8 protein-coding genes and 1 pseudogene are annotated in these 14622 nt (G+C 71.4%); 4 read left to right on the top strand and 5 right to left on the bottom strand.

The window, feature by feature from the left end; all coding sequences use genetic code 11:
- Positions 1-3: 3 nt before the first annotated feature.
- The 3 genes from ACMA1D_RS01585 to ACMA1D_RS01575 all read right to left on the bottom strand — a co-directional run bounded on the left by ACMA1D_RS01585 (position 4) and on the right by ACMA1D_RS01575 (position 4838).
- On the bottom strand, positions 4-1968 hold the full coding sequence (locus ACMA1D_RS01585) for a glycoside hydrolase family 15 protein (protein WP_414722015.1): 1965 nt from the start codon (positions 1966-1968) through the stop codon (positions 4-6).
- A gap of 131 nt (positions 1969-2099) precedes the next feature.
- Positions 2100-3392: an SURF1 family cytochrome oxidase biogenesis protein gene (locus ACMA1D_RS01580; RefSeq protein WP_414722014.1), complete on the bottom strand. Its 1293-nt coding sequence runs from the start codon at positions 3390-3392 to the stop codon at positions 2100-2102.
- Between the two features lie 438 nt (positions 3393-3830).
- Positions 3831-4838, bottom strand: coding sequence for a DEDDh family exonuclease (locus tag ACMA1D_RS01575; protein ID WP_414722013.1), 1008 nt, complete (start codon positions 4836-4838; stop codon positions 3831-3833).
- Positions 4839-5329: 491 nt separating this feature from the next.
- Between ACMA1D_RS01575 and ACMA1D_RS01570 the strand changes: the two are divergent.
- A pseudogene (locus ACMA1D_RS01570) lies at positions 5330-6268 on the top strand (sterol desaturase family protein); the annotation flags it as partial.
- Positions 6269-6465: 197 nt separating this feature from the next.
- The gene (locus ACMA1D_RS01565; protein WP_414722012.1) at positions 6466-7230 is read left to right on the top strand and encodes a lysoplasmalogenase; all 765 of its coding nucleotides are present in this window, start codon (positions 6466-6468) and stop codon (positions 7228-7230) included.
- Here the strand turns inward: ACMA1D_RS01565 and ACMA1D_RS01560 are convergent.
- On the bottom strand, positions 7120-10311 hold the full coding sequence (locus tag ACMA1D_RS01560) for an NACHT domain-containing protein (RefSeq protein ID WP_414722011.1): 3192 nt from the start codon (positions 10309-10311) through the stop codon (positions 7120-7122). The two genes, ACMA1D_RS01565 and ACMA1D_RS01560, sit on opposite strands and share 111 nt — an antisense overlap.
- A gap of 309 nt (positions 10312-10620) precedes the next feature.
- Entirely contained in the window at positions 10621-12186 is a 1566-nt protein-coding gene (locus ACMA1D_RS01555; RefSeq protein ID WP_414722010.1) for a S8 family peptidase, read from the bottom strand.
- Between the two features lie 453 nt (positions 12187-12639).
- On the opposite strand from ACMA1D_RS01555, the gene ACMA1D_RS01550 reads away from it, so the two are divergent.
- Both ACMA1D_RS01550 and ACMA1D_RS01545 read left to right on the top strand, forming a co-directional pair.
- Positions 12640-12933, top strand: coding sequence for a DUF485 domain-containing protein (locus tag ACMA1D_RS01550; protein ID WP_414722236.1), 294 nt, complete (start codon positions 12640-12642; stop codon positions 12931-12933).
- The gene (locus tag ACMA1D_RS01545; protein WP_414722235.1) at positions 12933-14552 is read left to right on the top strand and encodes a cation acetate symporter; all 1620 of its coding nucleotides are present in this window, start codon (positions 12933-12935) and stop codon (positions 14550-14552) included. Before ACMA1D_RS01550 ends, ACMA1D_RS01545 begins: the two co-directional genes overlap by 1 nt.
- Positions 14553-14622: the final 70 nt, after the last annotated feature.

The following is a 14622-nucleotide window of genomic DNA, read 5'->3' as shown; positions in this document are numbered from 1 at the left end:
GGCTCAGTCTGCCCCGCCCTGCCCCGCCAGGGCGAGGGCGGTCCCCACCAGACCGATGTGGCTGAACGCCTGCGGGAAGTTGCCGAGCTGCCGCCCGCGCCGGGCGTCGTACTCCTCGGCCAGCAGCCCCACGTCGTTCCGCAGCGCGAGCAGCCGCTCGAAGAGCGCGGTGGCCTCCTCCGTACGTCCGGTCAACTGGAGGGCGTCGGCCAGCCAGAACGAGCACACCACGAACGGCGCCTCGCCCCCGGGCAGCCCGTCGACGGGGGCGCCGGACGTGCTGTAGCGGCGCAGCAGCCCGTCCTCGCACAGTTCGGCACGGACCGCGTCCACCGTCCCCACCACCCGCGGGTCCGTCGGCGGCAGGAACCCGACCCGGGGGATGAGCAGCGTCGCCGCGTCCAGTTCGGTCGAGCCGTAGTACTGCGTGAAGGTGCCCCGCTCGGCGTCGAACCCGCGGGTGCACACGTCGTGGTGCACCTCGTCCCGCATCGCCCGCCAGCGCTCGACGTCGCCGCGCAGCGTGGGGTCACGCTCCAGGGCGCGCACCGCGCGGTCGGCCGCCACCCAGGTCATCACCTTGGAGTGCACGAAGTGCCGGCGCGGCCCACGCACCTCCCACAGCCCCTCGTCGGGCTCGCGCCACTGCGCCGCCAGGAACTCCAGGAGGGCGCGCTGGAGACTCCAGGCGGTCGCGGTGGCCGGCAGTCCGGCCGTGCGGGCCAGCGCGAGGGAGTCGATGACCTCGCCGTAGACGTCGAGTTGGAGCTGGTTGACCGCGTCGTTGCCGATGCGCACCGGTGCGGACGCCGCGTACCCGCTGAGCCAGCCGAGTTCGGTCTCGGCCAGCCGGCGCTCGCCGCCGAGCCCGTACATGATCTGGAGGTCGGCCGGATCACCCGCCACCGCGCGCAGCAGCCAGTCCCGCCAGGCCGCGGCCTCCTCGGTGTAGCCGGTGCGGATCAGTGAGCCGAGGGCCAGCGTGGAGTCCCGCAGCCAGCAGTAGCGGTAGTCCCAGTTGCGCACGCCGCCCGGCTCCTCCGGCAGCGAGGTGGTCGGTGCCGCCACGATGCCGCCGGTCGGCGCGTACGTCAGTGCCTTCAGGGTGATCAGCGAGCGGATGACCGCATCCCGGTACGGACCCTGGTAGGTGCACTGCGCGGTCCAAGCGCACCAGTCCGCGCGACTGTGTTCCAGGGCCTCGTACGGGTCGATGAGGTTGGGCCGCGGGTCGTGCGAGGGGTGCCAGGTGAGGACGAACGCGACCCGCTCGCCCGCGGCGACGGTGAACGTAGAGCGGGTGCTGAAGTCCCGCCCGTACGTCGGCACCTGCGGAACGCTCCGCAGCCACACCGAGTCGGGGCCGGCCACCGCGACCCGGTGCCCGTCGCACCGGCGCATCCACGGCACCACGCGGCCGTAGTCGAAGCGCAGCCGCAGCACGCTGTGCATCTCGACCCGACCGCGCACGCCCTCGACGATGCGGACCAGGTCGGGGGCCTGATCGCGCTGCGGCATGAAGTCGAGCACCCGCACCGCGCCGGACTCGGTCTCCCAGACGGTCTCCAGGATCAGCGTGTCGGGGAGGTAGCCGCGGCGGGTGCAGTGGGTTGGGGCGGGGGCCGGTTCGGGGGCGGGGGAGGGGGTTGCGTCGTGCGGGGCGTGGTCGTCGGCCGGGTGTCTGTGGGGCGGGTGGCTGAGGGGTGGGTGGTTGCCGGTGGCGCTGGCCGGTGGGCCGGTCGTGCCGGCGGACCGGTCGGTGTCTTCCGTGCCGGGCGCGTGGCTGCCGCCGCTGGGCGCCGGCGCGAGGGTCCAGTGCCCGTTGTCGCGGTCGCCGAGCAGCGCGGCGAAGCAGGCGCCGGAGTCGAACCGGGGCAGACACAGCCAGTCGATCGAACCATCCCGCCCGACCAGCGCCGCCGTCTGTAGATCACCGATCAGGGCGTAGTCCTCGATGGAAGAAGCCATGCCGAGCCGTCTTCCCGCGCCACCGCCCGCTACTCGGGGGCGCGGCCGTTCGGCCGACACGGGGCACTTGGCGTGCGGGCCGCGGTAGGGGCGGGGAGGGGTCTTGGCAGTGCGGCGCGGTGCCGGTCGGCTCAGGCGCCGTCGGGGCGCGGGGCGCTCGCGGAGACGGCGGCGCGGTCGGGGTCCGGGCCGTCTTCGACACTCCGGCCAGCAGGCTCCGCACGGCCGGCAGGCTCCGCACGGGCGTCAGACTTCGTACGGCTGGCAGGCTCCGTACCCGCGTCAGGCTTCGTACGATCATCGGGCACCGCACGGTTGCCCGGCTTCGTCGTACGGTCGTCTGACCTCGTGGAGGTGTCGGATTCCGTACGGTCATCGGATTCCGTACGGGTCTGCGCCGTCGGGGGCCCGTCGTGACCGGTGCCGGCGTCGGCCTTCGCCCCGGCTTCGGATGCGGGGGCGGGGGGCCGGTCGGCGTCGGAGGTGTCAGACGTGGCGGTGGTGGCCGCGGGGGTGTCGGCGGCTTCGCCGGTGGCTTCGCGGGTGGTGGCCGCGGGGGTGCCGCCGGTCGGCCCGTCGCCCGGCCCGTCCGCGTCCTCGTTCCCGCCCTGCTCCGGCGCTGCCGCTGCCTCTTCTTCAGCCTGCGCGGCGGCCTTGGCGGCCTTGGCCGCAGCCGCTGCCTGGTCACGCAGTTCCCTGCGGAAGAGGACGATCCAACCGGCCGGCACCGCGGTCGTGAACAGCCACCACTGGATCGCGTACGCCATGTGCGGACCGATGCCGCTGGTGTCGGGCGCGGGCACCGGATCGGGCTGGCCCTCGCCCGCGGGCCGGGAACCGGTCAGCTCGATGTAGCCGCCGAGCAGCGGGCGGCCGACCGCCTCGGCCTGGCGCTCGCTGTTGATGAGCATCACCTGGCGGGGCGGCAGGCCCTTCTTGTCCTTGATGCCGCTGCGCCCGCTGGTCTCGTCGGCCTTGAGCCGCCCGCTGACGGTGACCTTGCCCGTCGGGGGCGCCGGAACGTTCGGGAACTGCGTCAGGTTTCCGGGCGCCGGAATCCAGCCCCGGTTGACCAGCACCGCCTTGCCGTCGGCGAGCAGGAGGGGGGTGACCACGAAGTAGCCGATGGACTGGTCATCCGAACCGGTGCGCTGGCGCACCACGACCTCGTGGCGCGTGTCGTACGTGCCGACGGCCGTGACCTTGCGGGAGGCGTCCTTCTTCGGCACGTCCCGGCCGACGGCGGCGAGCTCTTCGACGGCAACGGGCGGCGCGTCCAGGCTCTTGGACACCTGACGGTTGTGCTCGACCCGCTGCTCGTGCCGGCTGAGCTGCCAGAAGCCCAGCTTGATCATCACGGGGATGAGGACGAGCCCCACCAGGGTGAGGATCACCCACTGCCGGGTCAACAGGAAGCGGTACACCCCATGACGGTACAACTCGGCCGCGCCACGGAAACGAGCGGGGCGCCCGCCGGTGGCGAAACGCCCGACTGCCCCGGCGCCCGGCCGGCTCCCGGACCTGGTGTCCCCGACACTCGGCCGCCGGCTGCCCCTTCACTCGGCCGCCCCTGCCCCCGCCACGCCCGCCCACGCGGTGACCCGCCCCACCTCATGCGACGGCCCGCCCCACCTCACGCGGCAGGTCGCCTTACCCCACGCGGCGGGTCGCCGGAGCCTACGCGGTGGCTCGCCGGAGCCCAGCCGTACGACCAGACCGGACCGCCGCACCCGCCGGACCGCCGCACCCGCCGGGCAGGCGCCGTCCACCACGAAGCACCGCCCACCACGAAGCAGTGGGCGCCGTCGGCTCGGCACCGGGCGGGGCCCCGGACCAGCGGCCCGGCTCGCGGGCCCTGCCGCTCAGCGGACGTTGGTCGGCGCGGGTGCCACGTCCTGGAGCAGTTGCATGAACGCCGCCTCGTCGATCACCGGGGTGCCGAACGAGCGGGCCTTCACCACCTTGGACGTGGGCGAGTCGGGGTCGTTGGTGACCAGCACGCTGGTGAGGCGGGAAACGCTGGTCGCCACGTGCAACCCGGCGTCCACGGCACGGTCCTCAAGGAGCTCGCGGTCGACCGAGGTGTCGCCGGAGAAGGCCACCCGCATGCCCTGCACCAGCGTGCCACCGGGCGCGTACCGGCCGGGGTTCGGATACGGGCACGCGGGCCGCTTCCGGCTGGGCCGCCAACTCGTCGGCCGGTAACCAGAGCGCTGGCCCGGCGGCCGGGCGGGGGTGTCCGACCATTCGGTGAGCGGCTGGCAGGCGAGCAGCGGTAGCCGCAGCGCGGAGGCCGCGGCGAGGTGCAGGCTGGGCCGGAAGGTCTCCGCCAGTACCCGGGCGTCGTCCAGGGCGTGGTGGGCCCGCTGCTGCACGACGCCGTAGTGCGCCGCCAGGGTCTCCAGCTTGTGGTTGGACAGCGGGAGGCCCAGCTCCTTGGAGAGCGCGATGGTGCACAGCCGCTGCCGGACGGGGGCCGTGCTCTTCGCCCGGGCGTACTCGCGGGCGATCATGGACCAGTCGAAGACCGCGTTGTGCGCGACGAGCACCCGACCGTCCAGGCGGCGGGCGAACTCCTCGGCGATCTCCGGGAAGAGTGGGGCGCCGGCCAACTCCGCGCTGGTGAGCCCGTGGATCCAGACGGGGCCCGGGTCGCGCTCCGGGTTGACCAGCGTGTACCAGTGGTCCTGCACCTCGCCGCGGGCGTCTAGCTGATACACGGCGGCCGACACTATGCGGTCATCGCGCGCGAGTCCGGTGGTCTCGACGTCGACGACCGCGTACCCCTCGGGGTAGGCGGCCGGCCACGGGGACGACGGGGCGGACTGTGGGGGGATCCGCGGTGCGGCTACCGGTCGGTCTTCAAGCATGGTTCATGAGGATACGGGCCACCACTGACACTCGATCGCGGCGGGCGCGCCCCGCGCTGTCCGGCCGCCGGGACCGGAGCCGGCCGCCCGCCGCCCGGCCGCCCGTGACCTGCGGCAACTCCCGTTACGCGGAAGCGTGGTGAGGTCCGGGGCGGTACAACGGTTCGGCCGAAAAGAGCGGTTGGACCGGCGACCGGGCGCAGCGCGGGGCGCCGCACGGATCCTCTCGCGCCGGTCCTCTCGTGCCGGTACTCGACCGCGGTCGCCACTTGATCAGACTGGCCCCGCCGCCCCCCGCCGCCCCCCGCCGCCCCCGCCCTCCGCCGGCCCGGCCGTCCTTGCCTCCGGGGCCTGCGGCCGGGCCGGCCGCGTGCCGGGACCTGCCGCACAACCTGCCCCACGAGCCGTCCCACAGCCCGTACTTACCGAGTTTCGAAACCCGCGAGTAACAACATCTATCCACCGCGCTGACCGGCACCTATCGTGCGAACATGCCGCAGCTACCCGATGTCGTGCTCTGGTCCATACCGGCGTTCGTCCTGCTCGCAGCCGCCGAGATGGTGAGCTACCGGCTGCGTCCCGACGCCGATGCTGCCGGGTACGACCCGAGGGACGCCGCCACCAGCGTGACGATGGGCATTGGCAGCGTCTTCTTTGATTTCCTGTGGAAGATACCGATTGTTGCGATTTACTCCGTTATCTACGAACTCACCCCCCTTCGGGTGCCGGTGCTGTGGTGGACCCTGCCACTGATGCTGCTGGCCCAGGACTTCCTCTACTACTGGTCGCACCGCGGCCACCACGTGGTCCGCGTGCTGTGGGCGTGCCACGTGGTGCACCACTCCAGCGAGAGGTTCAACCTCACCACTGCGCTGCGTCAGCCGTGGACCTCGCTGACGGTGTGGCCGTTCTACGTCCCGCTGGTGTTGTGCGGAGTGCACCCGGCGGCGGTGGCCTTCCTCTCCGGCGTCAACCTCGTCTACCAGTTCTGGGTGCACACCGAACGCGTCCGCCGCCTCCCCGCGCCCGTCGAGTACGTGCTCAACACGGCCTCCCACCACCGCGTCCACCACGCCTCCCAGGGCGGCTACCTGGACCGCAACTTCGGCGGCATCCTCATCGTCTGGGACCGGATGTTCGGCACCTTCGTGCCCGAGACCGAACGCCCCGTCTACGGCCTCACCAAGAACATCCACACCCACAATCCACTCCGCGTGGCCACCCACGAGTACGTCGCCATCGCCCGCGACCTCACCACGGCCACCACCTGGCGAGCCCGCGCCGGCCACCTCTTCCGCGGCCCCGGCTGGCAACCGGAACAGCCAGGGCCTGCGGCGACCCCACCGGCACCTTCTGCCAAGCCTGTGCCTCACACCGGCCCCGTGCCTCCTACCAGTCCCATGCCCCCCGCTCCCGAGCCCACCGCTCCAGCGCCTGCCTGTCCCGTGCCCGCCGAGCCGGCACCTGCTGGTCTCGCGTCTTCCCTCCCCGCGCCCGCCGGTCTCGCGCCTTCCCTCCCCGCGCCCGCCGGTCCCGCGCCTTCCCTCCCCGCGCCTGCCGGTCCGGCCGAGTCGGCCCCGGCCTGCTCCGAGGCCGCCGGCCCGACCGAGCCCGCCAACCGCGCCGCATGAACGCCGGCCCGCGCACCGACACCGCAGCCCGCCGGGCCCGGGTCGCGCTCCTCGCCTTCGCCCTCCTTGCCCTCGTCCACCTCGGCGCGCTACTCGCCGACGCCGAAGCGCTGACGCACACGACCAAGCCCGCACTGATGCCGACCCTCGCGGCGTACGTGCTGTTCCGCCGCGGGCCCCGGCTGCTCGTCGTTGCCCTGCTCTTCGGCTGCGGCGGCGACACCCTGCTGCAACTCGGCGGCGAACCTGCCTTCCTCGCCGGCATGGCCTCCTTCGCCGCCGGCCACCTCTGCTACCTGGCCCTCTTCGCCCGCGCCGGGAACACCACCGTCCCGCGCCGCACCGTGCTGCTCCTCACCGCCGGCTACGCCACTGCCTGGCTCGCCACCGTCGCCGTGCTCTGGCCCGGCCTGGCGGCCGACCTCCGGCCACCGGTCGCCGTCTACAGCCTGCTGCTCACCGCGATGGCCCTGGCGGCCCTCCGCCTCGGCCCCCGTGCCGGCACCGCCGGCGCCCTCTTCCTCCTCTCCGACACCCTGATCGCCACCGGCATCGCCGACTGGCCCCAACTCCCGGTGCCCCAGTTCTGGATCATGCTCACGTACGTGGCGGCGCAGTTCGGGCTGGCCTCCGCCGTGTTGTCCCGTACGTCAGCGACGGGGCCGCTGCCGGGGCCGGATCAGGCGCTCCGGGGGTATGAGGTGGTCGTTGATGACGGGGGTGTCCTGGACCTTGACGGTGAGGTTCGGCATATCGCGTAGGGGCGCGAGGTCGATGGGGTCCGGGGCGTGGCAGCCCCAAAGGAACAGGTGCGTGCAATTCGTTAGCGCCGGCATGGCCGCCAAGCCGCGGGGGAGTGCGCAGAAGACAAGGTGCAGATTCCGCAAGTTCTCCAGCGCGGCCAACGCTTCCAGGTCGGGATCGGGGTGGCTGTCCACTGCCAACTGGGCCAGGTTCGGTAGGTGGGTCAGGTGCTGTAGTTCCTCCGCGCGGGTGACCCCGGAGACGGCGAGCACCTGGAGATCGGGCCAGCGCTCTATGCCCTGAAGATGCACTTCGTCGTAGCCGTGGAGTCGGAGAGTGGTGAGCTGGGGACCGACCGGCAGCGTCGCTAGGTCGAGCAGTTCGCCGCCTGGAGTCATGTTGAGCCGGGTGAGTTGCGGCAGATGCCGGAGTGGCTCTAGGCCCTTCACCGCGGTGTCGTAGAGCGAAAGCCCGGTCAGGCCTGTGGACGCGAGCGGAGCGAGATCGGTGACCTTGGGGCATCTGTGCAGGCCGAGATCATCGAGTTGGGCAAACCGACTCAGTGGCGAAAGATCGTCAAGGTGCGGATTGTTGATGAGCGCGAGCGCGGTCATGTCGTGTGGGAGATCACGAAAGGCGTGGAGCGAACCGTGGACGTTGATCCGCTTGAAGTGCGGCAACTGATGAAGTTGTGCGGTCTCTTCCCCTGATTGCACATTGAGGAAGCTCACTCCCCGCACGTGCGACAGCACCGAATCGACATACTCCTCAGCGTCGAAGTGCGCCCACCCACGACTGAGCTGAACCTCGATCATCGGCCTCTGGTCCCCCCGGTGCCGCCTCAAGTGCCCCAAAGCCGTCGGCCCACCGATCAAGCACAGCGTCCGCACCACCGCAGCAGCGCTCTCCTCCTCCAGATCGGTCAGGTTCCTCGGCAACAGATCCAGCACCAACTCTCCCGCCCGAGCCAACTCCTCCGCCTCCTCGAAGTCCCACGGCGGAACCAGTTCCTCCAGCCGCCCCTCAATGTCCTCCCGCACCGCCGGATCCAGCCGCGGAGCATGCTCCAGGCAGGCGGCGGCCAGCAGGTTGAGGCGGTGGCGGTGCTTCTTGACCCGGTCGGCGCGGCGGAGGATGCGGCGGAGCAGGCGGGCGCATTCGTCGGGGCGGGCGTGGCCGACGGCCATCCGTACGACGTCCTCCCACTGGTCGTCGTGCGCCTTGTCTGCCAGCAGGCCGAAGTCTCTGGCCTCGACCGCTGCCTTGGCCGCCAGGTAGTCCTGGAAGGTGCGGTGCACGAAGTCGACGGCGCCGGCTTCCGGTTCGCGGAGCAGGCCGCTGCGGATCAGGAGATGGCGGAAGACCTGGTCGGCGTCGCCCTGGTCGCGGACCTGCGGCATGGCCGCGAGCGTGTCCTCCAGTAGGGCGACGGCCTCTTCCCGGCTGGCCTGGGTCTGGCCGTTGCGGATCAGCCAGTACGCCAACTCCTGGAGCAGCAGCGTCTGTTCGTCCCGGGTGAGTTCGACGCCCTCGACGGCCTGGATCTCCCGCTCGGTGTCCCGCCGGACCAGCAGCATTTCCAGCGCCGCGTCGTACAGGTCCTTGCGGGCGCGCGGGAGGTGCATCCTGCGGTCCCGGTTCAGGGCGCACAGCAGGGCGCACATCAGCGGGTTGGTGGAGAGCCTGGCCAGTTCGCGGCGGTCGGTCACGGCCTGGAGCATGGCCTGTTCGTAGCTGTCCAGAGTTGTCTGATCCGACGGGCGTCCGCCGATCTCCTGTCGGGCGGCCCGGTGCCAGTGCCTGACGAAGCGCTGGACGTCGTCCCGGCTCATCGGCAGCAGCGAGTGCGAGCGGAAGCCGTCCGGGGCCAGCCAGCCGTCCGGCACCGCCGAGGGGCGGGTGGTGACCACGTAACGCGCGTTCGGGTAGGCGAGGACCAGGTGCTTGAGCCAGGTCTCGGCGCGCTTGCGGAGCGCCTTGGGCACCTCGTCCACGCCGTCGACCAGCACCAACGCGCGCCCCGACGTCAGCAGGCCCTCGACCCAGCCCTCCGGCGCCGCCCCGGCCAGCGGGTTGCCCATGCTCGACAGGAAGTCCTGGGGGAGCGGGAGTTCAGCGCGGCGGACGAGGGCGCGCAGCCGTAGGACGAACGGGACGCACAGGTTCCAGTCGGCCAGCTCCGGGCCGAAGCTGCGGCGGGCCGCATGGGTCGCCAGCCACTGCGTCAGGGTGCTCTTGCCCGAACCGGCCGGGCCGCGCAGTAGCAGCCGGGAGGTGTGGGCCAGCGCGTGCTCCACCCGTACCGCCTCGGCCGGCAGCTCGGGGAATTCGAAGTCGTGCCGCAGCGAGACGTCGCTGACCGTGAGGCTGATGTACGCCGCGTCCAACGCCCACTCCGCCCCCGCGTCGCTCAGCGTCACGCCGAACAACTGGAGCCGGCTGTGCGTCTGTTGGACGAAGGCGACGTACCGCTCCTCGAACTCCGCCGCCAGCCGCTCAGGCCCCGGGCCGAGCCTGCGTCGTACGTCCGCGACGGAGTCCGTGAGCTCTCCGCTGCGGCGCACCAGATCGACCTGGCTGCGGGCCGCGAACTCCGGCAGCGCCGTCACGTACTCCGTCAGGTGTAGGCAGCAGTGGTCCAGCAGCCGGTCGAAGAGCGCGGTCTCGACCTCGCCGAGCCCGGCCGCGGCCGGCGCGCCCGGTCGCCCTTCCCGCGCGGGGGACGACGGGCCCGCGCTTCCGGCCCTCGCGCCGTCCGCCCGCAGGACGTGCCCGCGTAACGCCTCCGGCTCCAGCCGGAGCTGCAACAGCAACTCCAGGTCCAACGGGCCCGCCCGGTCGAAGGCGTCCGCGACGGCCGTGGCGGCGGCGTGCCGCGCCGGCTCCGGTGCGGCACGGCACGCGTCGGCCAGCCGCCGCTCCAGCGCCGTGACCAGCCGGTCGGTCTCCCGCTCCGTCAACTCCCGCGGGCGCCGCAGCACACCGCCCGGCCGCACCGGCCTGGCCACCAGCCCCGCCCCCTTGGCCAGCAGCGACTTGGCGAGCACCGTCACCACGGTGGTCGCCAACCGCAGGACCGCGGCCTCCACTCCCTGCATCGGGTATCTCCCCCTCCACAACCGGCGGGTCGGAATTCCGATCTTCGTGACCCTTCGACTCCGCAGCGTAGCGGCAGGACGGCACACGCGTTCGGCCCTGTGGATAACTCCGTCCGGCCCCTGTCGCGGCCTCCGATCCAGCCGTCGAGAAGAAGGCAAAAGCCCAGGTCAGCGCGGTGGTTGGGGGAGGCGCCCAACGAGCGGGTCAGTCGTGGCCGCCGCACGGCCGAGGGCCGGGCCGCCCCGATCGGGCAGCCCGGCCCCCTGGACCGACGGCGCTACCGGCCCCCGCCGGGGCCCGCGCCGTACCTACTCCTGCACCGCGTCCAGCGCGTCCACGATGCCGTAGCCGTAGAAGCTGTTCACGTGCTTGGTGCCGGTGCAGGTGGCGTCCACCTTGCCGTCACCGTCCGGGTCGTACGGCGCGGTCGGGCAGCCCGGGTTGTCGGCCTGCTGCTTCAGCAGCCACTGCACCTCCTGCGGGCTCGACGACGGGTGCGCGCTGCGCAGCAGCGCCGCGACGCCCGCGACGTGCGGGCCCGCCATCGAGGTGCCCTGGAGGTAGCCGTAGTCGCCCTCCGGGAGCGTGGACAGGATGCGGCCGTCCTTGGCGGGCAGCTCGGGCACCTGGCGGCGGTCGCCGCCGGGGGCGGCCACGTCGATCTGGCCGGCGGCGTCCGACGGGTGCAGGCCGTAGTTCGAGTAGTACGACTTGAGCGAGTTGACGCCGGTCGCCGAGACGGTGACCACACCGGGCAACTGGGTCGGCACGTCAAGGCACTTGGTCGGGTCGATGTTGCGGTCGACCGCCTGCGAGTCGTTCGGGCTCGACGTGTCCTTGATGGACTTCGCGCCGAGGTCGAAGTTGGAGTTGCCGGCCGACGCGACGTTCACCGCGCCCTTGTCCTGCGCGTACTTCGCGGCCCGGCCCACCGCGTCGACGATGGCCTTCTGGTCCAGGTCGTCCTTGCAGTTGAACATCCACGGGTCGACGTAGTAGCTGTTGTTCGTGACCTCGACGCCCTTCTCGGCGGCGAAGACGAACGCACACACCACGTTCTCGGCGTAGAACAGGCCGGTCTTCGGGTCGCTGACCTTGATCGCGGAGACCTTGACGCCCGGCGCGACACCGGCGACGCCGACGCCGTTGCGCGCGGCGGCGATCGTGCCGGCCACGTGCGTGCCGTGGTAGTCGTCCGCCGGCACGTACGGGCGCCACGCGCCCTTGGAGGTGTCGAGCACGCCGCCCGCGCAGTTCGCGGACGCCCTGCGGTCGAAGTTCGGCGCGAGGTCGGGGTGGGTGTCGTCCACGCCGGTGTCGATCACGGCGACGGTGACGCTCTTCTTGCCCGGGTTGACCTTCGCAGCCTGGTCCGCCTTGATGGCGGGGATGTCCCACTGGAGGGGCTCCAGCGGCTCCTGGCCCTTGGCCAGCGCCTTCGCCTCGCTCTGCGCCGTCACCCGGGGCGCCTTGATCTTCTCCGGCTTGCCGACGTCGGTGGTCGCGGCCGAGGTCAGCGGGGCGGTGCGGGTCGAGCCTGCCGACTGGACGCCCTTGACGGTACGTATCTTCTCCGCGAAGCCGGTCGCCGGCGCGTGCACCACGATGACGCCGATCTTGGGATAGCTGGCGACGATGCTGCCACCGGCCTTGGCTATCTCCTTCTTGACCTTGTTCACGGTGGCCTTGTCGGCCGTCGTGTTCACCACGTACGACAGGGACGGCCCGTCGGTGCGCGCGGCAGTGGCCGAAGTGGGCGCGTCCTGCGAGGTGGCCGACGCCGCGCCAGGCAGGAACCCGAGGGACGCGGTGAGCGCGATCCCGACGGGCACCGCGAGCAGGGCGCGCCGGCGTCTGGAACTCAGGTGGGCCATGAAGGCTCTTCCCATCTTCCGGAGGGTTGCCCGCGCGCCGAGCGCGCCGGGCCGGTTATATGACGAGTGAAACTAGCGTTGCTCAAGGCTGTCCAGCAATGGATGACGTGCAAAAACCTGAGTCCGCCAGCCGAGTGACACGCGGGGCCACAGCGCCGTAATGGATCTTCTGTTTTTCCCGCGCCCGTCCCCTGTTCGCTGGCGCTAACGGGGCCTACCATGCGTGACCTGGATCACTCATTACTCGTACGTCGCTCCGTCCCCCCACACGTCGCCACCGCACGATCCCCCTCGCCCCTTCGAGTTCGTGCCCGATCCCCGATCGCAGCGGCCACCGGCGCCCGCCGGTTGCGTCCGACGGTGATCCGTTTCCAGCCAGTCGCCACGTCAGGAGAGACCGTGGACCCCGCACCGCCCCACGACTCGGCGCACCTTGCCGAGCAGCCCGACTACATCCAGGTGCAGTCGAGCCAGGAATTCGCCGAACTGCGCCGCGCGCACCGCTCGTTCGCCTTCCCGCTCACCATCGCCTTCGTGAGCTGGTACACGCTGTACGTCTTGCTGTCCAACTACGCGGGCGACTTCATGGGCAAGCAGGTCGTCGGCAACATCAACGTGGCCCTCGTCTTCGGCCTGTTGCAGTTCCTGTCCACCTTCGTCATCGCCTGGTGGTACTCACGCCACGCGAGCGCCAAGCTCGACCCGCGCGCCCAGGCCATCAAGTCCCGCCTGGAGGGCAAGTCGTGATGCAGACGATGCACCTGGCCGTCGAAGGCGTCAGCGAGCACCGGCCGCTGATCATCTCGCTGTTCGTCAGCTTCGTCCTGGTGACCCTCGGCATCACCGTATGGGCCGGCAAGCAGACCAAGGACGCCACCGACTTCTACGCCGGCGGCCGGCAGTTCTCCGGCTTCCAGAACGGCCTGGCGGTCTCCGGCGACTACATGTCCGCCGCGTCCTTCCTCGGCATCGCCGGCGCCATCGCGCTCTCCGGGTACGACGGCTTCCTGTACTCCATCGGCTTCCTGGTGGCCTGGCTGGTGGCGCTGCTCCTGGTCGCCGAACCGCTCCGCAACTCCGGGCGGTTCACCATGGGCGACGTCCTCGCGTACCGGATGCGGCAGCGCCCGGTGCGTACCGCCGCCGGCGTCTCCACCATCGTGGTGTCGATCTTCTACCTGCTGGCCCAGATGGCCGGCGCCGGCGTGCTGGTCTCGCTGCTGCTCGGCATCACCAGCGAGGCGGGCAAGGTCCTCATCGTGGTGCTGGTCGGCGTCGTCATGATCCTCTACGTCTCGATCGGCGGCATGAAGGGCACCACCTGGGTCCAGATGGTGAAGGCGGTGCTGCTGATCGCCGGCACCCTGCTGATCACCTTCCTGGTGCTGCTGAAGTTCGACTTCAACATCTCCAGGCTGCTCGGCGAGGCCGCCGAGAACAGCGGCATGGGCGGGGCGTTCCTTGAGCCCGGACTGAAGTACGGCGTGGACGCCACGAGCAAGCTCGACTTCATCTCGCTCGGCATCGCGCTGGTGCTCGGCACCGCCGGCCTGCCGCACATCCTGATCCGCTTCTACACGGTTCCCACCGCGCAGGCCGCCCGCCGCTCGGTGAACTGGGCCATCGGCATCATCGGCGCCTTCTACCTGATGACGATCGTGCTGGGCTTCGGCGCCGCCGCCCTGCTCAAGCGCACCGACATCATCGAGTCCAACAAGGCGGGCACGACGGCCGCGCCGCTGCTGGCCCAGGACGTCGGCGGCGGGCCCGACTCGGCCGGCGGTGCGATCCTGCTGGCGGTGATCTCGGCCGTGGCGTTCGCGACCATCCTCGCCGTCGTCGCCGGTCTCACCCTCGCCTCCTCGTCCTCCTTCGCCCACGACCTGTACGCCAACGTCATCCGCAAGGGCGAGGCGACGCAGAAGGAAGAGGTCTCCGCGGCCCGCTGGGCGACCGTGGGCATCGGCACCGTGGCCGTGGTGCTCGGCGTCTTCGCCCGTGACCTCAACGTCGCGGGCTTGGTGGCGCTCGCCTTCGCGGTCGCCGCCTCGGCCAACCTGCCGACGATCCTCTACAGCCTGTTCTGGAAGCGGTTCACCACCCAGGGCGCACTGTGGTCGATCTACGGCGGCCTGGTCTCGTCGGTCTTCCTGGTGCTCTTCTCGCCGGTGGTCTCCGGCAAGGAGTCCTCGATGTTCCCGGACGTGGACTTCCACTGGTTCCCGCTGGAGAACCCGGGTCTGATCTCCATCCCGCTCGGCTTCCTGCTCGGCTGGATCGGCTCGCTGCTCTCCAAGGAGCCGGCCGACGAGAAGAAGTACGCCGAGCTCGAAGTGCGCTCGCTGACCGGGTACGGAGCGCACTGACCCGTAGCCAAGGCGCAGCTTCGACACCCGCGGGGGGGGGGGGGGGGGGGGGGGGGGGGGGGGGGGGGGG

Origin of the sequence: Streptomyces sp. 796.1 (assembly GCF_047525675.1) — a bacterium.
Lineage (GTDB): Bacteria > Actinomycetota > Actinomycetes > Streptomycetales > Streptomycetaceae > Streptomyces.
The sequence above is the reverse complement of the archived record's forward strand: the minus strand, read 5'-3'. Positions and strand labels throughout refer to the sequence as shown.

Bases quoted from the DNA above. Each gene is read 5' to 3' on its own strand.
- ACMA1D_RS01585 (WP_414722015.1), bottom strand. From the start codon at position 1,968: ATGGCTTCTTCCATCGAGGACTACGCCCTGATCGGTGATCTACAGACG.
- ACMA1D_RS01575 (WP_414722013.1), bottom strand. From the start codon at position 4,838: ATGCTTGAAGACCGACCGGTAGCCGCACCGCGGATCCCCCCACAGTCC.
- ACMA1D_RS01565 (WP_414722012.1), top strand. From the start codon at position 6,466: ATGAACGCCGGCCCGCGCACCGACACCGCAGCCCGCCGGGCCCGGGTC.
- ACMA1D_RS01560 (WP_414722011.1), bottom strand. From the start codon at position 10,311: ATGCAGGGAGTGGAGGCCGCGGTCCTGCGGTTGGCGACCACCGTGGTG.
- ACMA1D_RS01555 (WP_414722010.1), bottom strand. From the start codon at position 12,186: ATGGCCCACCTGAGTTCCAGACGCCGGCGCGCCCTGCTCGCGGTGCCC.
- ACMA1D_RS01545 (WP_414722235.1), top strand. From the start codon at position 12,933: ATGCAGACGATGCACCTGGCCGTCGAAGGCGTCAGCGAGCACCGGCCG.